This window comes from Pseudonocardia sp. TMWB2A (genome assembly GCF_017312135.1).
Genome location: NZ_QKQY01000002.1, coordinates 4,132,268 through 4,146,316 on the forward strand (window position 1 = coordinate 4,132,268; position 14,049 = coordinate 4,146,316).

Sequence of the window (14,049 nt, forward strand, 5' to 3'; positions counted from 1 at the left end):
CTCAGCCCGCCAGGGCGGTCACGACGGCGTCGGTGACCGCGTCCAGCGGGACGTCCTGCTGCTCGCCGGAGACGAGGTCCTTGAGCCCGACGGTGCCGTTCTCCAGGTCCCGGTCCCCCAGGACCAGCGCGAACCGCGCGCCGGACCGGTCGGCGGACTTCATCGCGCCCTTGAGCCCCCGGCCGCCGTAGGCCAGGTCGACCCGCAGGCCCCGGGCCCGCAGCTGCGCGGCGACCACGACCAGGCGGCGCTGCGCGGCGTCGCCGAGAGACACCCCGAACACCTCGACGCGGGCGTCCGACCAGGGCTGCACACCCTCGGCCCGGCAGGCGAGCAGCGTGCGGTCGACGCCGATGCCGAACCCGACGCCGGACAGCTCCGGTCCGCCGAGGGTCGCCATCAGGCCGTCGTAGCGGCCGCCGCCGCCGATGCCGGACTGCGCGCCGAGACCGTCGTGGACGAACTCGAAGGTGGTCTTGGTGTAGTAGTCCAGACCGCGGACCATGCGCGGGTTCGGCGTGTAGGCGACGCCGAGGTCGTCGAGGTGGGCCAGCACCCGGGCGTGGTGGTCGGCGGCGGCGTCGGACAGGTGGTCCATCAGCAGCGGCGCGTCGGCCATCGCGGCACGGACCTCGGGGCGCTTGTCGTCGAGCACCCGCAGCGGGTTGATCTCCGCCCGGGCCCGGGTCGCCCCGTCGAGGTCGAGCCCGGCGAGGAAGTCCTGCAGCAGCGTGCGGTAGGTGGGGCGGCACTCGGCGTCGCCCAGCGAGGTGATCTCCAGCCGGTAGCCGGTCAGGCCGAGGGACTTGAAGCCCTCGTCGGCGATCGCGATGACCTCGGCGTCCAGCGCCGGGTCGTCCACCCCGACCGCCTCGACGCCGACCTGCTGGAGCTGCCGGTAGCGCCCGGCCTGGGGCCGCTCGTAGCGGAAGAAGGGGCCCGCGTAGCGGAGCTTGATCGGCAGGCCCTGCTTGTCGAGGTTGTGCTCGATCACCGAGCGGACCACACCGGCGGTGCCCTCGGGGCGCAGCGTCACCGAGCGGTCGCCGCGGTCGGCGAAGGTGTACATCTCCTTGGAGACGACGTCGGTGGACTCCCCCACCCCGCGGGCGTAGAGGCCGGTGTCCTCGAACACCGGCAGCTCGATGTGGCCGTACCCGGCCCGCTCGGCGGCGGCGGCGAGGGTGTCCCGCACGTGCACGAACCCGGCCGAGGACGGCGGGAGGTACTCGGGGATGCCCTTCGGCGCGGCGAACGGCTCGGGCCTGCGGGCCCGGCTCACCTGCGGCTCGGTGGCGGTCACGGTTGCTGCACGTCCTCTCCGGGGATCAGATCGGGGTCGTCCCAGCCTAGAACCGGTGTCTCTCAGGTTTCTCCCCAGGTCGCCCCGATACCCTCACCGCGCGTACGAGTGATCAAGTCAGGGAGTTGGGCGGGACGTGGCGACGAACGAGCAGCGCCGGGAGGCGGCCAAGCGCAAGCTGGAGGCGCAGCAGGCCCACCGGGCCGAGCGGCAGCAGCAGCGCAAGCGGAACACGACGATCGCGGCCGTCGTGACGGTGCTGGTCGTGGTGCTGGCCGCGGTCGGGGTGTACGCACTGACCTCGGCCTGGGGCGGCTCCGACGACGCCGGGCAGAGCGCCGCGGCGGCGCCGCCCGCCGGGGACGGCCCGGACACCGCCGGTCGGCCGACCGTGCCGCTGCCGACGCGCCCGACGGCGCTGCCGGCATCGGTGGACTGCACCTACCCGAAGTCCCCCGAGCCCGCCTCGAAGCCGGTGAACCCGCCGGCCGCGGGCCCGACCTCGGCGCAGGGCACGGAGACGGCGAACCTGCAGACCAGCGCGGGTCCGATCGACCTCACGCTGGACCGCGGCCTGGCGCCGTGCACGGTCAACAGCTTCGTGAGCCTCGCCCGGCAGGGCTACTTCGACGGCACGTCCTGCCACCGGCTGACCACCAGCCCGGGCCTGCAGGTGCTGCAGTGCGGTGACCCGAGCGGCAGCGGGCGCGGCGGCCCCGGCTACTCCTTCGCCGACGAGGTGTTCCCCGGCCTCACCTACGGTCGCGGGCTGCTCGCGATGGCCAACGCCGGCCCGGACACCAACGGAAGCCAGTTCTTCATGATCTACGGCGACGCCCAGCTGCCGCCGAGCTACACCGTGTTCGGCTCGATCGGCTCCGAGGGCCTCGCGACGCTGGACAAGGTCGCCAAGGGCGGCGAGTCCGTCGGCTCCGGTGACGGCGTGCCGAGCATCCCGGTCGAGATCCAGCGCACCACCCTCGGCTGACCGGCTCCCCGGTCCGCCCCGGGTGGGGCGGGCCGGGGTCAGGCCGCGCTGGTGACCCGGTAGACGTCGTAGACGCCCTCGATGTTGCGCACCGCCTGGAGCAGGTGCCCGAGGTGCTTCGGGTCGCCCATCTCGAAGGAGAACCGGGAGATCGCGACGCGGTCGCGGGAGGTGGTCGTCGTCGCCGAGAGGATGTTGACCTTCTCGTCGGCCAGCACCTTCGTGACGTCGGACAGCAGCCGGTGCCGGTCGAGCGCCTCGACCTGGATGGCGACCAGGAACACCGACTCCGGCGACACCGACCAGGTCACGTCGACCAGCCGCTCCTCGCGCGCGGTGAGGTCCCCGGCGTTGGTGCAGTCGGTGCGGTGCACGCTGATCCCGCCGCCGCGGGTGACGAACCCGAGGATCTCGTCGCCCGGCACCGGGGTGCAGCAGCGGGCGAGCTTGATGTACAGGTCGCCGAGGGCCTGCCCGTCCTCGCCGGTGACGACGACGCCGGCGTTGCCCGACGGGCGCCGGTGGCGGACCGTCGACGGCGTCGCCCGCTCGGCGAGCTCCTCCTCGGCCTCCTCCTCGCCGCCGAACCACGCGACGAGGCGCTGCACGACGTGCTGGGCGCTGGCCTGGTGCTCGCCGACGGCGGCGTAGAGCGCGGAGACGTCGGAGTAGTGCATCTCCCGGGCGAGCGCGGACATCGCGTCGCCGGAGATGAGGCGCTGCAGCGGCATCCCGGTGCGGCGTGCCTCCCGGGTGATCGCCTCCTTGCCCTCCTCGACGGCCTCCTCGCGGCGCTCCTTCGCGAACCACTGCTTGATCTTGGCCTTGGCCCGCGGGGACTTCGCGATCTGCAGCCAGTCCCGCGACGGCCCGCCGTCCTCGGCCTTCGAGGTGAAGATCTCGACGACGTCGCCGGAGGACAGCTGCCGCTCCAGCGCGACGAGCTTGCCGTTGACCCGGGAGCCGATGCAGCGGTGCCCGACCTCGGTGTGCACGGCGTAGGCCAGGTCGATCGGGGTGGAGCCGGTCGGCAGGGTGACGACGTCGCCCTTCGGGGTGAAGACGAAGATCTCCCGCGCGGCCAGGTCGAAGCGCAGCGAATCGAGGAACTCGCCGGGGTCGGCGGCCTCGCGCTGCCAGTCGAGCAGCTGGCGCATCCACGCCATCTCCTCGACCTCGACCTCCTTGTTGCCGCCGCCCTTGACCTCCTTGTACCGCCAGTGCGCGGCGATGCCGTACTCGGCGGTGCGGTGCATGGCGTGGGTGCGGATCTGCACCTCGAGGGGCTTGCCGTCCGGTCCGATCACCGTGGTGTGCAGCGACTGGTAGACGCCGAACCGGGGCTGGGCGATGTAGTCCTTGAACCGGCCGGGCATCGGCTGCCACAGCGCGTGCACCATGCCGATCGCGGCGTAGCAGTCGCGCACCTCGTCGACGAGCACCCGGACCCCGACGAGGTCGTGGATGTCGTCGAAGTCGCGGCCCTTGACGATCATCTTGCGGTAGATCGAGTAGTAGTGCTTCGGCCGGCCCTCGACCTTGGCCGGGATCCGCGCGGAGTCCAGCTGCGCGGACACCTCGTCGATGACCTGGCGCAGGTAGGTGTCGCGCGACGGCGCCCGGTCGGCGACCAGCCGCACGATCTCCTGGTACTTCTTGGGCTGCAGGATCGCGAAGGACAGGTCCTCCAGCTCCAGCTTCACCGTGGCCATGCCGAGGCGGTGCGCGAGCGGGGCGAACACCTCGAGGGTCTCGTTCGCCTTCTTGACCTGCTTCTCCGGGCGCAGGAAGCGCATCGTGCGCATGTTGTGCAGCCGGTCGGACAGCTTGATGACCAGCACCCGCGGGTCCCGGGCCATCGCGACGACCATCTTGCGGATCGTCTCGGCCTCCGCGGCGGTGCCGAACTCGACCTTGTCGAGCTTGGTGACCCCGTCGACGAGGTGCGCGACCTCGTCGCCGAAGTCGGCGCGCAGCCGCTCCAGGGAGTAGTCGGTGTCCTCGACGGTGTCGTGCAGCAGGGCCGCGACCAGCGTCGTGGTGTCCATGCCCAGCTCGGCCAGGATCGTGGAGACGGCGAGCGGGTGGGTGATGTAGGGGTCCCCGGACTTGCGGGTCTGCCCGTCGTGCTTGTCCTCGGCGACGTCGTAGGCGCGCTGGAGCAGCACCAGGTCGGCCTTGGGGTGCAGCGAGCGGTGGACCGCGGCGAGCGGCTCCAGCACCGGGGTCACGATGGCGACGCGCTGCGGCGTCATCCGCCGGGCGATGCGGGCACGGACCCGGCGGGTCGCGGACGGGCGCGGCGGTTCGTCGTCGGGCGTCAGCGGGCGCGTGGCCGGATGGGCGCCGGTCCGGTCGACCTCGGTCACCGCACCTCCTGCTCGTGCTCGGGTGGCGGGAAGGGTCCCGGGGCCGAGGATAGTCCGCGAATCGGGGCCCGTCGTGGTCAGGCGTTCAGCAGCGCGTCGATCCGCAGGTCACCCAGCTTGGCCCGGCCGTTCAGCGCGGCCAGCTCCAGCAGCGTGCCGAACCCGACGACCTCCGCCTCGGCGTCGGCCAGCAGGGCGCAGGCGGCCGCGGCGGTGCCGCCGGTGGCGAGCACGTCGTCGACCACGTAGACCCGCGTCCCCGGCTCGACGACCCCGGCCGGCAGCTCCAGGGTGGCACTGCCGTACTCCAGGTCGTAGCTGCGCGACGCGGCGACCGCGGGCAGCTTGCCCGCCTTGCGGACCGGCACGGTCCCGACCCCGGCGACGAGCGCGACGGCCGCGCCGAGCAGGAACCCGCGCGCCTCCACCCCGACCACCAGGTCCGCCTCGCCCGCGTTGGCGGCCAGCTCGGTGGTGACGGTCGCGAAGGACTCCCCGTGCGCCAGCACCGGGGTGATGTCACGGAACAGCACCCCGGGCTGCGGGTAGTCGGGTACCGAGCGGACCAGCTCGGCGACCCGGAGCAGGTCCTCCGCGGAGTCCCCGGTGATCCCGGGCCCGACCCGGATGCCGTCGACCTGTGCCCCGCTCACCCGCGACGCCGTCCGGTCTTGCCGGTCGGGCGGGCGCCGGGCCGCGGGGCGGCGGGTGCGGAGGAGCTCACGGCGGCGAGGGTATCGGTGGCCGGATCGTCCTCGACGTCCGACTCCGTGTCGCCCCGGCCGGCCGCGCGGGCACGACGGGCCTCGACCCGGGCGGCCTGGTCCCGGACGCGCTTGTCGCGCAGCTTGATGTCGACCAGCGCCGGGGTCGCCAGCAGCAGCGAGGAGATGACACCGGTGATCATGCCGACGAGCTGGACCAGGGCCAGGTCGGCCAGGGTGCCGACGCCGAGCAGCCCGACGCCGATCACGAGCAGGCCGAGCACCGGCAGGATCGCGATCAGCGAGGTGTTCATCGACCGCATCAGCGTCTGGTTCAGCGCAAGGTTCGCAGCCTCGGCGTAGGTGCGCCGGGTCAGCTTCAGCAGCCCGCGGGAGTTCTCCCGGACCTTGTCGAACACCACGACGGTGTCGTAGAGCGAGAACCCGAGGATGGTCAACAGGCCGATCACGGTGGCCGGGGTGACCTCCAGCCCGATGATCGAGTACACCCCGGCGGTCACGACGATGTCGTTGACGAGCGCGATCAGCGCCGCGGCGGCCATCGCCCGCTCGAAGTAGAACGCCAGGAACAGCGTGACCAGCACGATGAACACCGCCAGCGCGATCAGCGCCTGCGTGGTGACCTCACCGCCCCAGGTGCCCGAGACCTGCGAGTCGCTGATCGAGGCGGCGCTGGGGGTGCCGTCCGCGCCGAGCGGCTGCAGCTGGGTGAACAGCGCCTCGCGCAGCGGCACGAGCTGCTCGGGGGTCAGCGGCTCGGACTGCAGCACGATCGACGCGGCGTCGCCGGACCCGACGGACTGGGTGACCTCGGGCGCGAAGCCGATCACGCCCTCGTAGACCCGGTCGACCTGCTGGGTGCTGATCGTGCCGGCGGCGCCGTTCGCGGGCAGCTGGATCTGCGAGCCGCCGGTGAAGTCGATCCCGAGGTTGAAGCCCCGGAAGACCAGCGACAGCACGCAGACGGCGATGAGCACGCCGAAGCCGATGTACCAGGTCTTCCGGCGGCCGATGATGTCGACGTTCGCGGTGCCGGTGGTGAGCCGGGTCCAGCCCGACAGCGACTCGGGGTTCGTCATGCGCCCGCTCCCTTCCCGGTGGTGGCCGCGCGCCTGCCGACGGCCGGCTTCTCACGGCGGTGCCGCGACCCGATCCGGTCGACCGCGGCGAGCCCGGACAGCCCGGGCCTGCCCAGCGACTTGGACCGGGAGATGAGCACGACCAGCGGGAACGTCACGAGGAACACGACGACGAGGTCGAGGACCGTGGACATGCCCAGGGTGAACGCGAAGCCGCGGACCTCGCCGACGGCCAGGATGTAGAGCACCGCGGCGGCGAGGAAGCTGACCGCGTCGGCGGTGAGGATCGTGCGCCGCGCCCGCTCCCAGGAACGCGGGACGGCCGAGCGGAAGGTGCGGCCGTCGCGCATCTCGTCCTTGAGCCGTTCGAAGAAGATGACGAACGAGTCGGCCGTGATGCCGATGGCGATGATGAACCCGGCGACGCCCGCCAGGTCCAGGGTGAACCCGATCCAGCGCCCGAGCAGGATCAGCACCGCGTAGACGACCAGGCCGGACAGGGCCAGCGACAGCATCGTCAGGATGCCGAGCAGGCGGTAGTAGAACAGGCAGTAGGCGAACACCAGCACCAGGCCGACGGCGCCGGCGATGAGCCCGGCCTCCAGCGAGGCGAGCCCGAGGCTGGCGGAGACGGTCTGGGCGTTGCCGGAGTCGAACGACAGCGGCAGCGAGCCGTAGCGCAGCACCTGGGCGAGCTGCTGGGCCCGGTCCTGGTTGAACTGCCCCGAGATCTGGGTCTGCCCGAAGATCGGCTGGTTGATCGTCGGGGCCGAGACGACGTCGCCGTCGAGGACGAACGCGACGTTCTTGCCGACGTTCTCGGTCGTGTACCGGCCCCAGGTGTCGGCGCCCTGCGGCTTGAAGGTCAGCCCGACCACCCAGCCGACGCCCTGCTGGTTCTGCTGGGCCTGGGCCGAGGCGATCTCGGTGCCCTCGAGGAACGACGGGCCGAGCAGGTACTTGGTCTGCCCGTCCTCGCTGCAGGCGACCAGCGGCTTGGTCGGGTCGTCGTAGCCCTGCAGGGGGTCCGGTGCGCCGCAGTTCAGCGACAGCAGCGCCTGCAGCTGGGTGGCCTGGTCGGTGCTCTGCCGGGTCTCGCGGAGCTTCGTGACCTCGGCGGCGACGCGCGGGTCGTCCGGCGCGAGCCCGCTCGGGCTCGGCGTCGGGGACGGCGCGGGTGTCGGCGGCGGGTCCTGCAGCAGCGCGACCTGCGCGACCGGCGCGACGGGACGGCTCTGCTCACCCATGCCCTGCGGCTGCGCCGGGGCGGGGCTCGCGGGGGCCTGGCTCGCGGGGGCCTGGCCGGACTGAGCGTCCTGGCCCGGCGCGGGCTGCTGCCCGGCGGCCTGGTTCGCGGGGACGGGGCCCTGCAGCACCTCGCGGAAGCGCAGCTGCGCGGTCTGGCCCAGGGAACGGGCCTGCTCGCCGGCGTCGCCGGGGACGGTGATGACGATGTTGCTGCCGTCCAGCTGGACCTCGGCGCCGCTGACACCGAGCCCGTTGACGCGCTGCTCGATGATGTCCTGCGCCTGGATCAGCTGGTCACGCGGCGGTGGCTGCCCGTCGGTGGTGCGGGCGGTGAGCGTGACGCGGGTGCCACCCTGCAGGTCGATGCCCAGCTTCGGCGTGAGGTTGCCGCCCCCGGTGAGGAACACCAGTGCGTACAGCACCACGACGATGCCTGCGAAGGCCGTCAGGTAGCGCCAGGGGCGCACGTGCTGCTGCCCCGACGACGTTGCCACGTGATCGTTCTCCTGATCCGACTCGTGCGGCGGCCGCGGCCGGCCTCACGGTCGGTCGCCGTCCCACCGGGCCGGTGCGGCAGAGCCGCGGCCGGGCCCGGTACGGACGCCGAGGCCGCCGGAACGGGCCGCCCGGCCCGTTCCCGACGTGCTCAGTGGATGGTCGGCTTGTTCTCCGACGCGTCCTTGTCGGCCGGCTCGGCGACGGTCTCCTCCGTCGCCTCCTCGGCCGCGACCTTCTCCCGGATCGCCGCACGCAGCCAGGTGGTGACCACGCCGTCGGCGATCTCGAGGTCGATCGTGTCCTCGTACGAGGCGTCGACGATGGTGCCCCGCAGCCCGGACGTGGTGACGACGACGTCGCCGTCCTCCAGCGCCTGCTGCATCGCCTGCGTCTCCGCCATCTGCCTGCGCTGCTTGCGGCCGTTCAGGAACAACGGCACGAACAACAGCAGGATGATGAGGAACGGCAGCAGGGAGAAGATGCTCGAGCCGCCACCGGCCTGCTGGGCGAGGATTGAAGTCATCGTGCGGGGTCTCCGTCTCGTCTCGTAATCGTGAGTGTGCCAGCCGGGACCGACACCGACGGCCGGCCCCCTCCCGGAGGCGGACCGCTCGTCGCAGTGCGACGGGCCGAACGGCGTCACCCGGGGCCCGCCGGCTGCCCGACATGCCCCGGAACGAGCCGGACGCCCGGATCGTTCCGGTACGCCCGCATCAGGACGCCCGCCGGGCACGCGGTGTCCGGAGGACTCCGCGCGGTGTGCGGACACCAGGGTGCCCGTGGTCCCGGCCGGGCGGTGCCCGATCCGTTCGGTCCGTCCGGATCCTCCCATGTGTGACGGGTCGCGCACTCCGGTGCCCAGACGGCACGCCGGGTCAGAACAGCGGGTCGACCCGGTGCCCGGCCGGTGCGTCCGCGGGCGGGGTCAGCCCCAGGTGGGTCCAGGCCAGCGGGGTCGCGACCCGGCCGCGCGGGGTGCGGGCGATCATCCCGGCCCGCACCAGGTAGGGCTCGCAGACCTCCTCGACGGTCCCCGGCTCCTCCCCCACGGCGACGGCGAGGGTCGAGACGCCGACCGGGCCGCCGTGGAAGGAGCGGACCAGCGCGCCGAGCACGGCGCGGTCGAGCCGGTCGAGGCCGAGCTCGTCGACGTCGTAGACAGCCAGCGCGTCGCGGGCGACCTCCCGGGTGACGACGCCGTCCGCGCGGACCTCGGCGTAGTCGCGGACCCGGCGCAGCAGCCGGTTCGCCACCCGCGGGGTGCCGCGGCAGCGCCCGGCGATCTCGGCCGCGCCGTCCGTGCGCAGGTCGATGCCGAGGATCCCGGCGGCACGGCGGAGCACGCGTTCCAGCTCGGGGACTTCGTAGAACTCCATCTGCCCGGTGAACCCGAACCGGTCGCGCAGCGGACCGGTCAGCGACCCGGCCCGCGTCGTGGCCCCGACCAGGGTGAACGGTGCGACGTCGAGCGGGATCGAGGTGGCGCCCGGGCCCTTGCCGACCACCACGTCGACCCGGAAGTCCTCCATCGCGAGGTAGAGCATCTCCTCGGCGGGGCGGGCGGTGCGGTGGATCTCGTCGATGAACAGCACGTCGCCGGGCACGAGGTTGGACAACATCGCGGCGAGGTCCCCCGCCCGCTCCAGCGCGGGGCCGGAGGTGAGCCGGATCGCGGCGCCCATCTCCTGGGCGATGATCATGGCGAGGCTGGTCTTGCCGAGGCCGGGCGGGCCGGACAGCAGGATGTGGTCCGGCGGGTCGCCGCGGCGCCGGGCGCCCTCCAGCACCAGCTGGAGCTGCTCGCGGACCCGTGGCTGCCCCACGAACTCCTCCAGCGAGCGGGGCCGCAGCGACGCCTCGACGTCGGTGTCCCCGGGCTGGGCCGCGGCGTCGACGGCCCGCTCGTCGAGATGTCCGTCGATCCCGGCGTAGGGGTCGGGGTCGGTCACCGCGACCTGCCGAGGCTCGACAGCGCGGTGCGCAGCAGGTCCCGGGCGTCGGTGTCGGGTGCGTGGGCCAGCACCGCGTCCACGGCCTGCTCGGCCGGGCGCTGGGTGAAGCCGAGCCCGAGCAGCGCCTCGACGACCTGCTCGCGCACCCCGAGCACCGGGGCCGGGGCGGCCGCGACGGCACCCGCGGGCACCGCGACGGGCGCGGTCACCTTGTCGCGCAGCTCCACGACCAGGCGCTCGGCGCTCTTGCGCCCGACGCCGGGGATGCGGGTGAGCACGGCGAGGTCGCCGTCGGCGAGGGCACGGCGCAGCGTGTCCGGCTCCAGCACCGCGATCGTGGCGAGCGCGAGCCGCGTCCCGATCCCGGACACCGTCTGCAGCAGCAGGAACAGCTCGCGTTCCTCGGCGTCGGCGAACCCGTAGAGGGTCAGGGAGTCCTCGCGCACCACCAGCGTGGTCGGCAGCCGGGCCTCCTCGCCGCGACGCAGCCCGCCCAGCGTGGCGGGCGTGGCGTACACCGCGAGCCCGACCCCGCCGACCTCGACGACGGCGTGGTCCAGCCCGATCTCCAGCACCGGACCGCGCACCGAGTGGATCACTGACAGGTCCCCCTCCCACGAACGACCGTTCGAGGCACCGACGCTACCGGGCCGCACCGACGGGACCGCACGCGACACCACGCCACCACCGGGCGAGACGGGTCAGCGCGCGCGCCATCCGCCCGCCGAGCGGGCGTCGGCCGCGGCGCGGGCCGCGGCCCACTGCTGGGCGGCACTGGGCCGGGCGCCGCCCTGCTCCCGCTGCGCCTCGGCGAGCCGGGCCCGGTGCACCGCGGCCAGCTCCTCGGCGCGGGCCTGCGCCTGCGCCATCCGGTCGATCATCGGGGAGCGCCAGCAGTGGCAGATGGCCAGCGCGAGCGCGTCGGCGGCGTCGGCGGGCTTCGGGGGTGCGTCGAGGCCGAGCAGCCGGGTGACCATCGCGGTGACCTGCGCCTTGCCCGCGCGGCCCTCCCCGGTGACGGCGGCCTTGACCTCGCTGGGGGTGTGGAAGGCGACCGGCAGCCCGGCCCGTGCGGCGACGAGCGCGACGACCCCGCTGACCTGCGCGGTGCCCATCACGGTGCGGACGTTGTTCTGGCTGAACACCCGCTCGACGGCGATCACGTCGGGGCGGTGCCGGGCCACCCAGCGCTCCACCTCGTCGGCGACGGTGAGCAGCCGCCGTTCCAGCGGCAGGTCCGGCTCGCTGCGGGCGACGCCGACGTCGACGAACCCGACGGTCCGGCCCGCACCGGCCTCGACGACGCCGATCCCGCACCGCGTCAGTCCGGGGTCGACCCCGAGCACCCGCACCGCGTCCCCCTCGCCTCGGATCCGCACGGCCGTTCGAGAACCGTACCGGTGGGGGCGCTCCCACCCGTGCGGCACGCCGGACCGGCGGGTCCGGGCCGGGCCGGGCGGACCGGGATGACAGGGTGCGCGGGTGACGTCGTTCCTCCGGGTCCTCGCGTGGGTGTGGGCCGCGCTGCTGCTGGTCGTGCTGGTGGGGACCTTCCGCCCCGAGACCCCGGCGATCGGGCTCGCGGGGTCGTTCCTGTCCGGCGCGTACCCGCTGCACGTGGCACTGGCCGCGGTGCTGGGGATCCTGTTCGGGCTGGCGGCGCGGGCCGCGGGTGCCCGGTTCACCGGCGTCGCGACGGCGGTGCTCGCCCTGGCGGCGGTCGTCGGGTCGGTCACGGTGCTGGCCGCGCAGGGCCGGGCCGCGTCCGAGCAGGGCGTCCCGCTGGACTGGACGGCGGCGCTGACCGAGCTGGGCCAGCCGGACGGGAGGCCGGACCGGTCGGTGGAGTTCGCCCCCGGCCGCACGCTGGACCTCTACCTGCCGACCGGCGCGGGTCCGCACCCGACGATGGTGTGGGTGCACGGCGGGTCGTGGACGGGCGGGGACCGCGGCGACCGCACCGCGCTGAACCGGTGGCTCGCCGAGCGCGGCTGGGCGGTCGCGGCGGTGGACTACCGGCTGCCGCCGCCCGAGCCCGTCGGCCGCGACCAGCAGCGCGACGTCGCGTGCGCCGTCGACTGGGTGCGCGCGCACGCGGGCGAGGCGGGTCTGGACCCCGCGCGGCTGGTGCTGGCCGGGCAGTCCGCCGGCGCGACGCTGGCGCTGTCGTCCACGTCCGGGCTGCTCGACGGGACGCTGGCGTGCTCCGAGGCACCGGCCGCGTACGGCGGCACCGGCCCGGCCGACGCCCCGCCGCCGACGCCCGGCCCGCCGCCGGTCGGCGTGGTCGCCTACTACCCGCCCGTCGACCTGACGCTGGTCGACCCGGACCTGCAGCGCACCCTGTTCGGCGGCACCGCCGACGAGGCGCCGGGCCTGCTGCGGCTGCTCTCCCCCGCCGAGCAGGTCCGCCCGGGGCTCCCGCCGACCCTGCTGCTGCTCGGCTCCGCGGACCACTACGTCCTGCCCGACCGGGTCGCCGCCTACGACCGGGAGCTCCGCGCCGCGGGGGTCGACGGCAGGCTGGTCACCGTCCCCTACGCCGACCACGTCTTCGACCGGCCCTTCGGCAGCCCGGGCGCGCAGCTGACCCGGGAGGCCGTGATCCGGTTCCTGACCGGGCTGAACTGATGCGGGTCGAGGTCACCGCCCTGCTGGCCGCGTCCCGGCACGCCTACGAGGGCAGGCCCGCGGACGGGCCCCGGCCCGACCCGGAGCCGCCGCTGCGCCGCGAGATCCGGGTCCGCGCCGGCCACGGGATCGTCGGCGACCGCTACGCCGGCCGCCCGGCCCACGCCCGCGCCGCGGTGACCCTGCTGGCCGCGGAGTCGCTGGACCACCTGCGCGCGGTCCTCGGCGACACCGTCGACGCGACCCCGCTCGCGGCGCGGCGCAACGTCGTCCTGCGCGGCGCCCCGGTCGATGCGCTCGCCGCACCGGGCCGCGGCGGCACCGGCGCGCTGTTCGCCCTGGACTCCGGCGACGGGCCGGTCCGCTTCCGCGCGCACCGCGCCGCCGCGCCGTGCCGCTGGATGGACACCGAGATCGGCGACGGCGCGTGGGCGGCGCTGCGCGGCCGGGGCGGTGTCCGCTGCGAGCCCCTCGACGACGGCGTGCTCCGCCTCGGACCGGCCGAGCTGACGATCCTGGAACCGGCGGCAGCCGTACCGCCGGACGCCGGGCACGGACCGTCCGGCGGGGTGTCCACACCGTCCGCCGCGACGACGTAACAGCAGGTGGGAGGTTTGCGACCCTACCGGCGTCGGCCCCGGAGGAGGTGACGCCGATGCCCCTGGTCCCGCATCCCCGCCGCCCCGACGAGCCACCGGCCGTCCCCACGCAGGCGGGCGTCGTCGTCCACCGGGGTCTGCCCGGGGACCGGGCGACCTGGGCGCGCCGGGCCGGCCGGATCGGCGGGCTCCTGGTCGCCCTGGCCGACGCCGAGTCCGCCGGACTGGAGCTGCCCGCGTCGCTGGCCGGGCGCCGCGCGCTGTGGGCGTGGTCGCGTTCCGCGGAACGCGCGGTCGCCGCGGCGGGCGACGCCGACGCGGTCGTCGTGATCCACACCGACGACGCCGACGTCCTCGCCGCCGCCGGACGTGACCTGGCCGCGGTGCTGCGCCACGAACGCGACACCCGCCGCACCGCCACCCCCGGCGACGCCCCGAGCGGCGGCACGAACGGCGGCACGGCCGCGATGGGCCCGGCCGGACGGCTCTGCGCGATCCTGCACGCGGCGGCCCGCCGGCAGGACGTCGCGGTGGAGCAGCTCGTCGCCGAGCTGGGCCGTGCCGCCCGGGTCCTCGCGCCCGGACACCTGCGCCACCCCTCCGGAGCCGGGTACGGCACCGGCGCCGCCCCCGCACCGGGAGCGGTCGCCGGCTGAC

The 14,049-nt window shown here is 74.5% G+C and carries 13 protein-coding genes; 4 read left to right on the forward strand and 9 right to left on the reverse strand.

Translation table 11 applies throughout. From position 1 onward, the window contains the following. Position 1 precedes the first annotated feature (1 nt). Positions 2-1,303, reverse strand: coding sequence for a histidine--tRNA ligase (hisS, locus tag DMP17_RS33900; protein ID WP_337831669.1), 1,302 nt, complete (start codon positions 1,301-1,303; stop codon positions 2-4). Positions 1,304-1,439: 136 nt separating this feature from the next. Between hisS and DMP17_RS33905 the strand changes: the two genes are divergently transcribed. Continuing rightward, positions 1,440-2,291, forward strand: coding sequence for a peptidylprolyl isomerase (locus tag DMP17_RS33905; RefSeq protein ID WP_226364967.1), 852 nt, complete (start codon positions 1,440-1,442; stop codon positions 2,289-2,291). A gap of 38 nt (positions 2,292-2,329) precedes the next feature. Here the strand turns inward: DMP17_RS33905 and DMP17_RS33910 are convergent, their stop codons facing one another. From DMP17_RS33910 to ruvC, 8 genes are all read right to left on the reverse strand, one after another. Beyond that, a complete protein-coding gene (locus tag DMP17_RS33910) occupies positions 2,330-4,615 on the reverse strand; it encodes a RelA/SpoT family protein (RefSeq protein ID WP_226357523.1) in 2,286 nt (761 codons plus the stop codon). Between the two features lie 122 nt (positions 4,616-4,737). Then, positions 4,738-5,271 carry an adenine phosphoribosyltransferase gene (locus DMP17_RS33915; RefSeq protein WP_337832780.1) on the reverse strand — a complete coding sequence of 178 codons (534 nt, stop codon included), beginning with the start codon at positions 5,269-5,271 and terminating at the stop codon, positions 4,738-4,740. A 38-nt stretch (positions 5,272-5,309) separates the two neighbouring features. Next, positions 5,310-6,464 (reverse strand): protein translocase subunit SecF, encoded by a 1,155-nt coding sequence (gene secF, locus DMP17_RS33920; RefSeq protein ID WP_226364966.1) that lies wholly within the window; start codon positions 6,462-6,464, stop codon positions 5,310-5,312. Next, entirely contained in the window at positions 6,461-8,206 is a 1,746-nt protein-coding gene (secD, locus tag DMP17_RS33925) for a protein translocase subunit SecD (protein WP_337831670.1), read from the reverse strand. The genes secF and secD overlap by 4 nt, the downstream gene beginning before the upstream one ends. A 152-nt stretch (positions 8,207-8,358) precedes the next feature. After that, the gene (gene yajC, locus DMP17_RS33930; protein WP_226357370.1) at positions 8,359-8,733 is read right to left on the reverse strand and encodes a preprotein translocase subunit YajC; all 375 of its coding nucleotides are present in this window, start codon (positions 8,731-8,733) and stop codon (positions 8,359-8,361) included. Between the two features lie 352 nt (positions 8,734-9,085). Further along, positions 9,086-10,132: a Holliday junction branch migration DNA helicase RuvB gene (ruvB, locus tag DMP17_RS33935; protein ID WP_337832781.1), complete on the reverse strand. Its 1,047-nt coding sequence runs from the start codon at positions 10,130-10,132 to the stop codon at positions 9,086-9,088. Between the two features lie 23 nt (positions 10,133-10,155). Continuing rightward, a complete protein-coding gene (gene ruvA, locus DMP17_RS33940; RefSeq protein WP_062395706.1) occupies positions 10,156-10,761 on the reverse strand; it encodes a Holliday junction branch migration protein RuvA in 606 nt (201 codons plus the stop codon). A gap of 102 nt (positions 10,762-10,863) precedes the next feature. Continuing rightward, entirely contained in the window at positions 10,864-11,514 is a 651-nt protein-coding gene (gene ruvC, locus DMP17_RS33945) for a crossover junction endodeoxyribonuclease RuvC (protein WP_226357526.1), read from the reverse strand. A 130-nt stretch (positions 11,515-11,644) separates the two neighbouring features. Between ruvC and DMP17_RS33950 the strand changes: the two genes are divergently transcribed. From DMP17_RS33950 to DMP17_RS33960, 3 genes are read left to right on the forward strand one after another with little or no spacing between them, the layout of a single operon-like run. Further along, the gene (locus DMP17_RS33950; RefSeq protein WP_337831671.1) at positions 11,645-12,793 is read left to right on the forward strand and encodes an alpha/beta hydrolase; all 1,149 of its coding nucleotides are present in this window, start codon (positions 11,645-11,647) and stop codon (positions 12,791-12,793) included. Beyond that, a complete protein-coding gene (locus DMP17_RS33955; RefSeq protein ID WP_226364963.1) occupies positions 12,793-13,392 on the forward strand; it encodes a molybdenum cofactor biosysynthesis protein in 600 nt (199 codons plus the stop codon). The genes DMP17_RS33950 and DMP17_RS33955 overlap by 1 nt, the downstream gene beginning before the upstream one ends. A 56-nt stretch (positions 13,393-13,448) precedes the next feature. After that, entirely contained in the window at positions 13,449-14,048 is a 600-nt protein-coding gene (locus tag DMP17_RS33960) for a hypothetical protein (protein ID WP_337831672.1), read from the forward strand. Position 14,049 lies beyond the last annotated feature (1 nt).

What these genes read in the sequence shown, in the direction of transcription:
- secF (WP_226364966.1), bottom strand. Translation starts at nt 6,464, where the DNA reads ATGACGAACCCCGAGTCGCTGTCGGGCTGGACCCGGCTCACCACCGGC.
- yajC (WP_226357370.1), bottom strand. Translation starts at nt 8,733, where the DNA reads ATGACTTCAATCCTCGCCCAGCAGGCCGGTGGCGGCTCGAGCATCTTC.
- DMP17_RS33955 (WP_226364963.1), top strand. Translation starts at nt 12,793, where the DNA reads ATGCGGGTCGAGGTCACCGCCCTGCTGGCCGCGTCCCGGCACGCCTAC.
- DMP17_RS33960 (WP_337831672.1), top strand. Translation starts at nt 13,449, where the DNA reads ATGCCCCTGGTCCCGCATCCCCGCCGCCCCGACGAGCCACCGGCCGTC.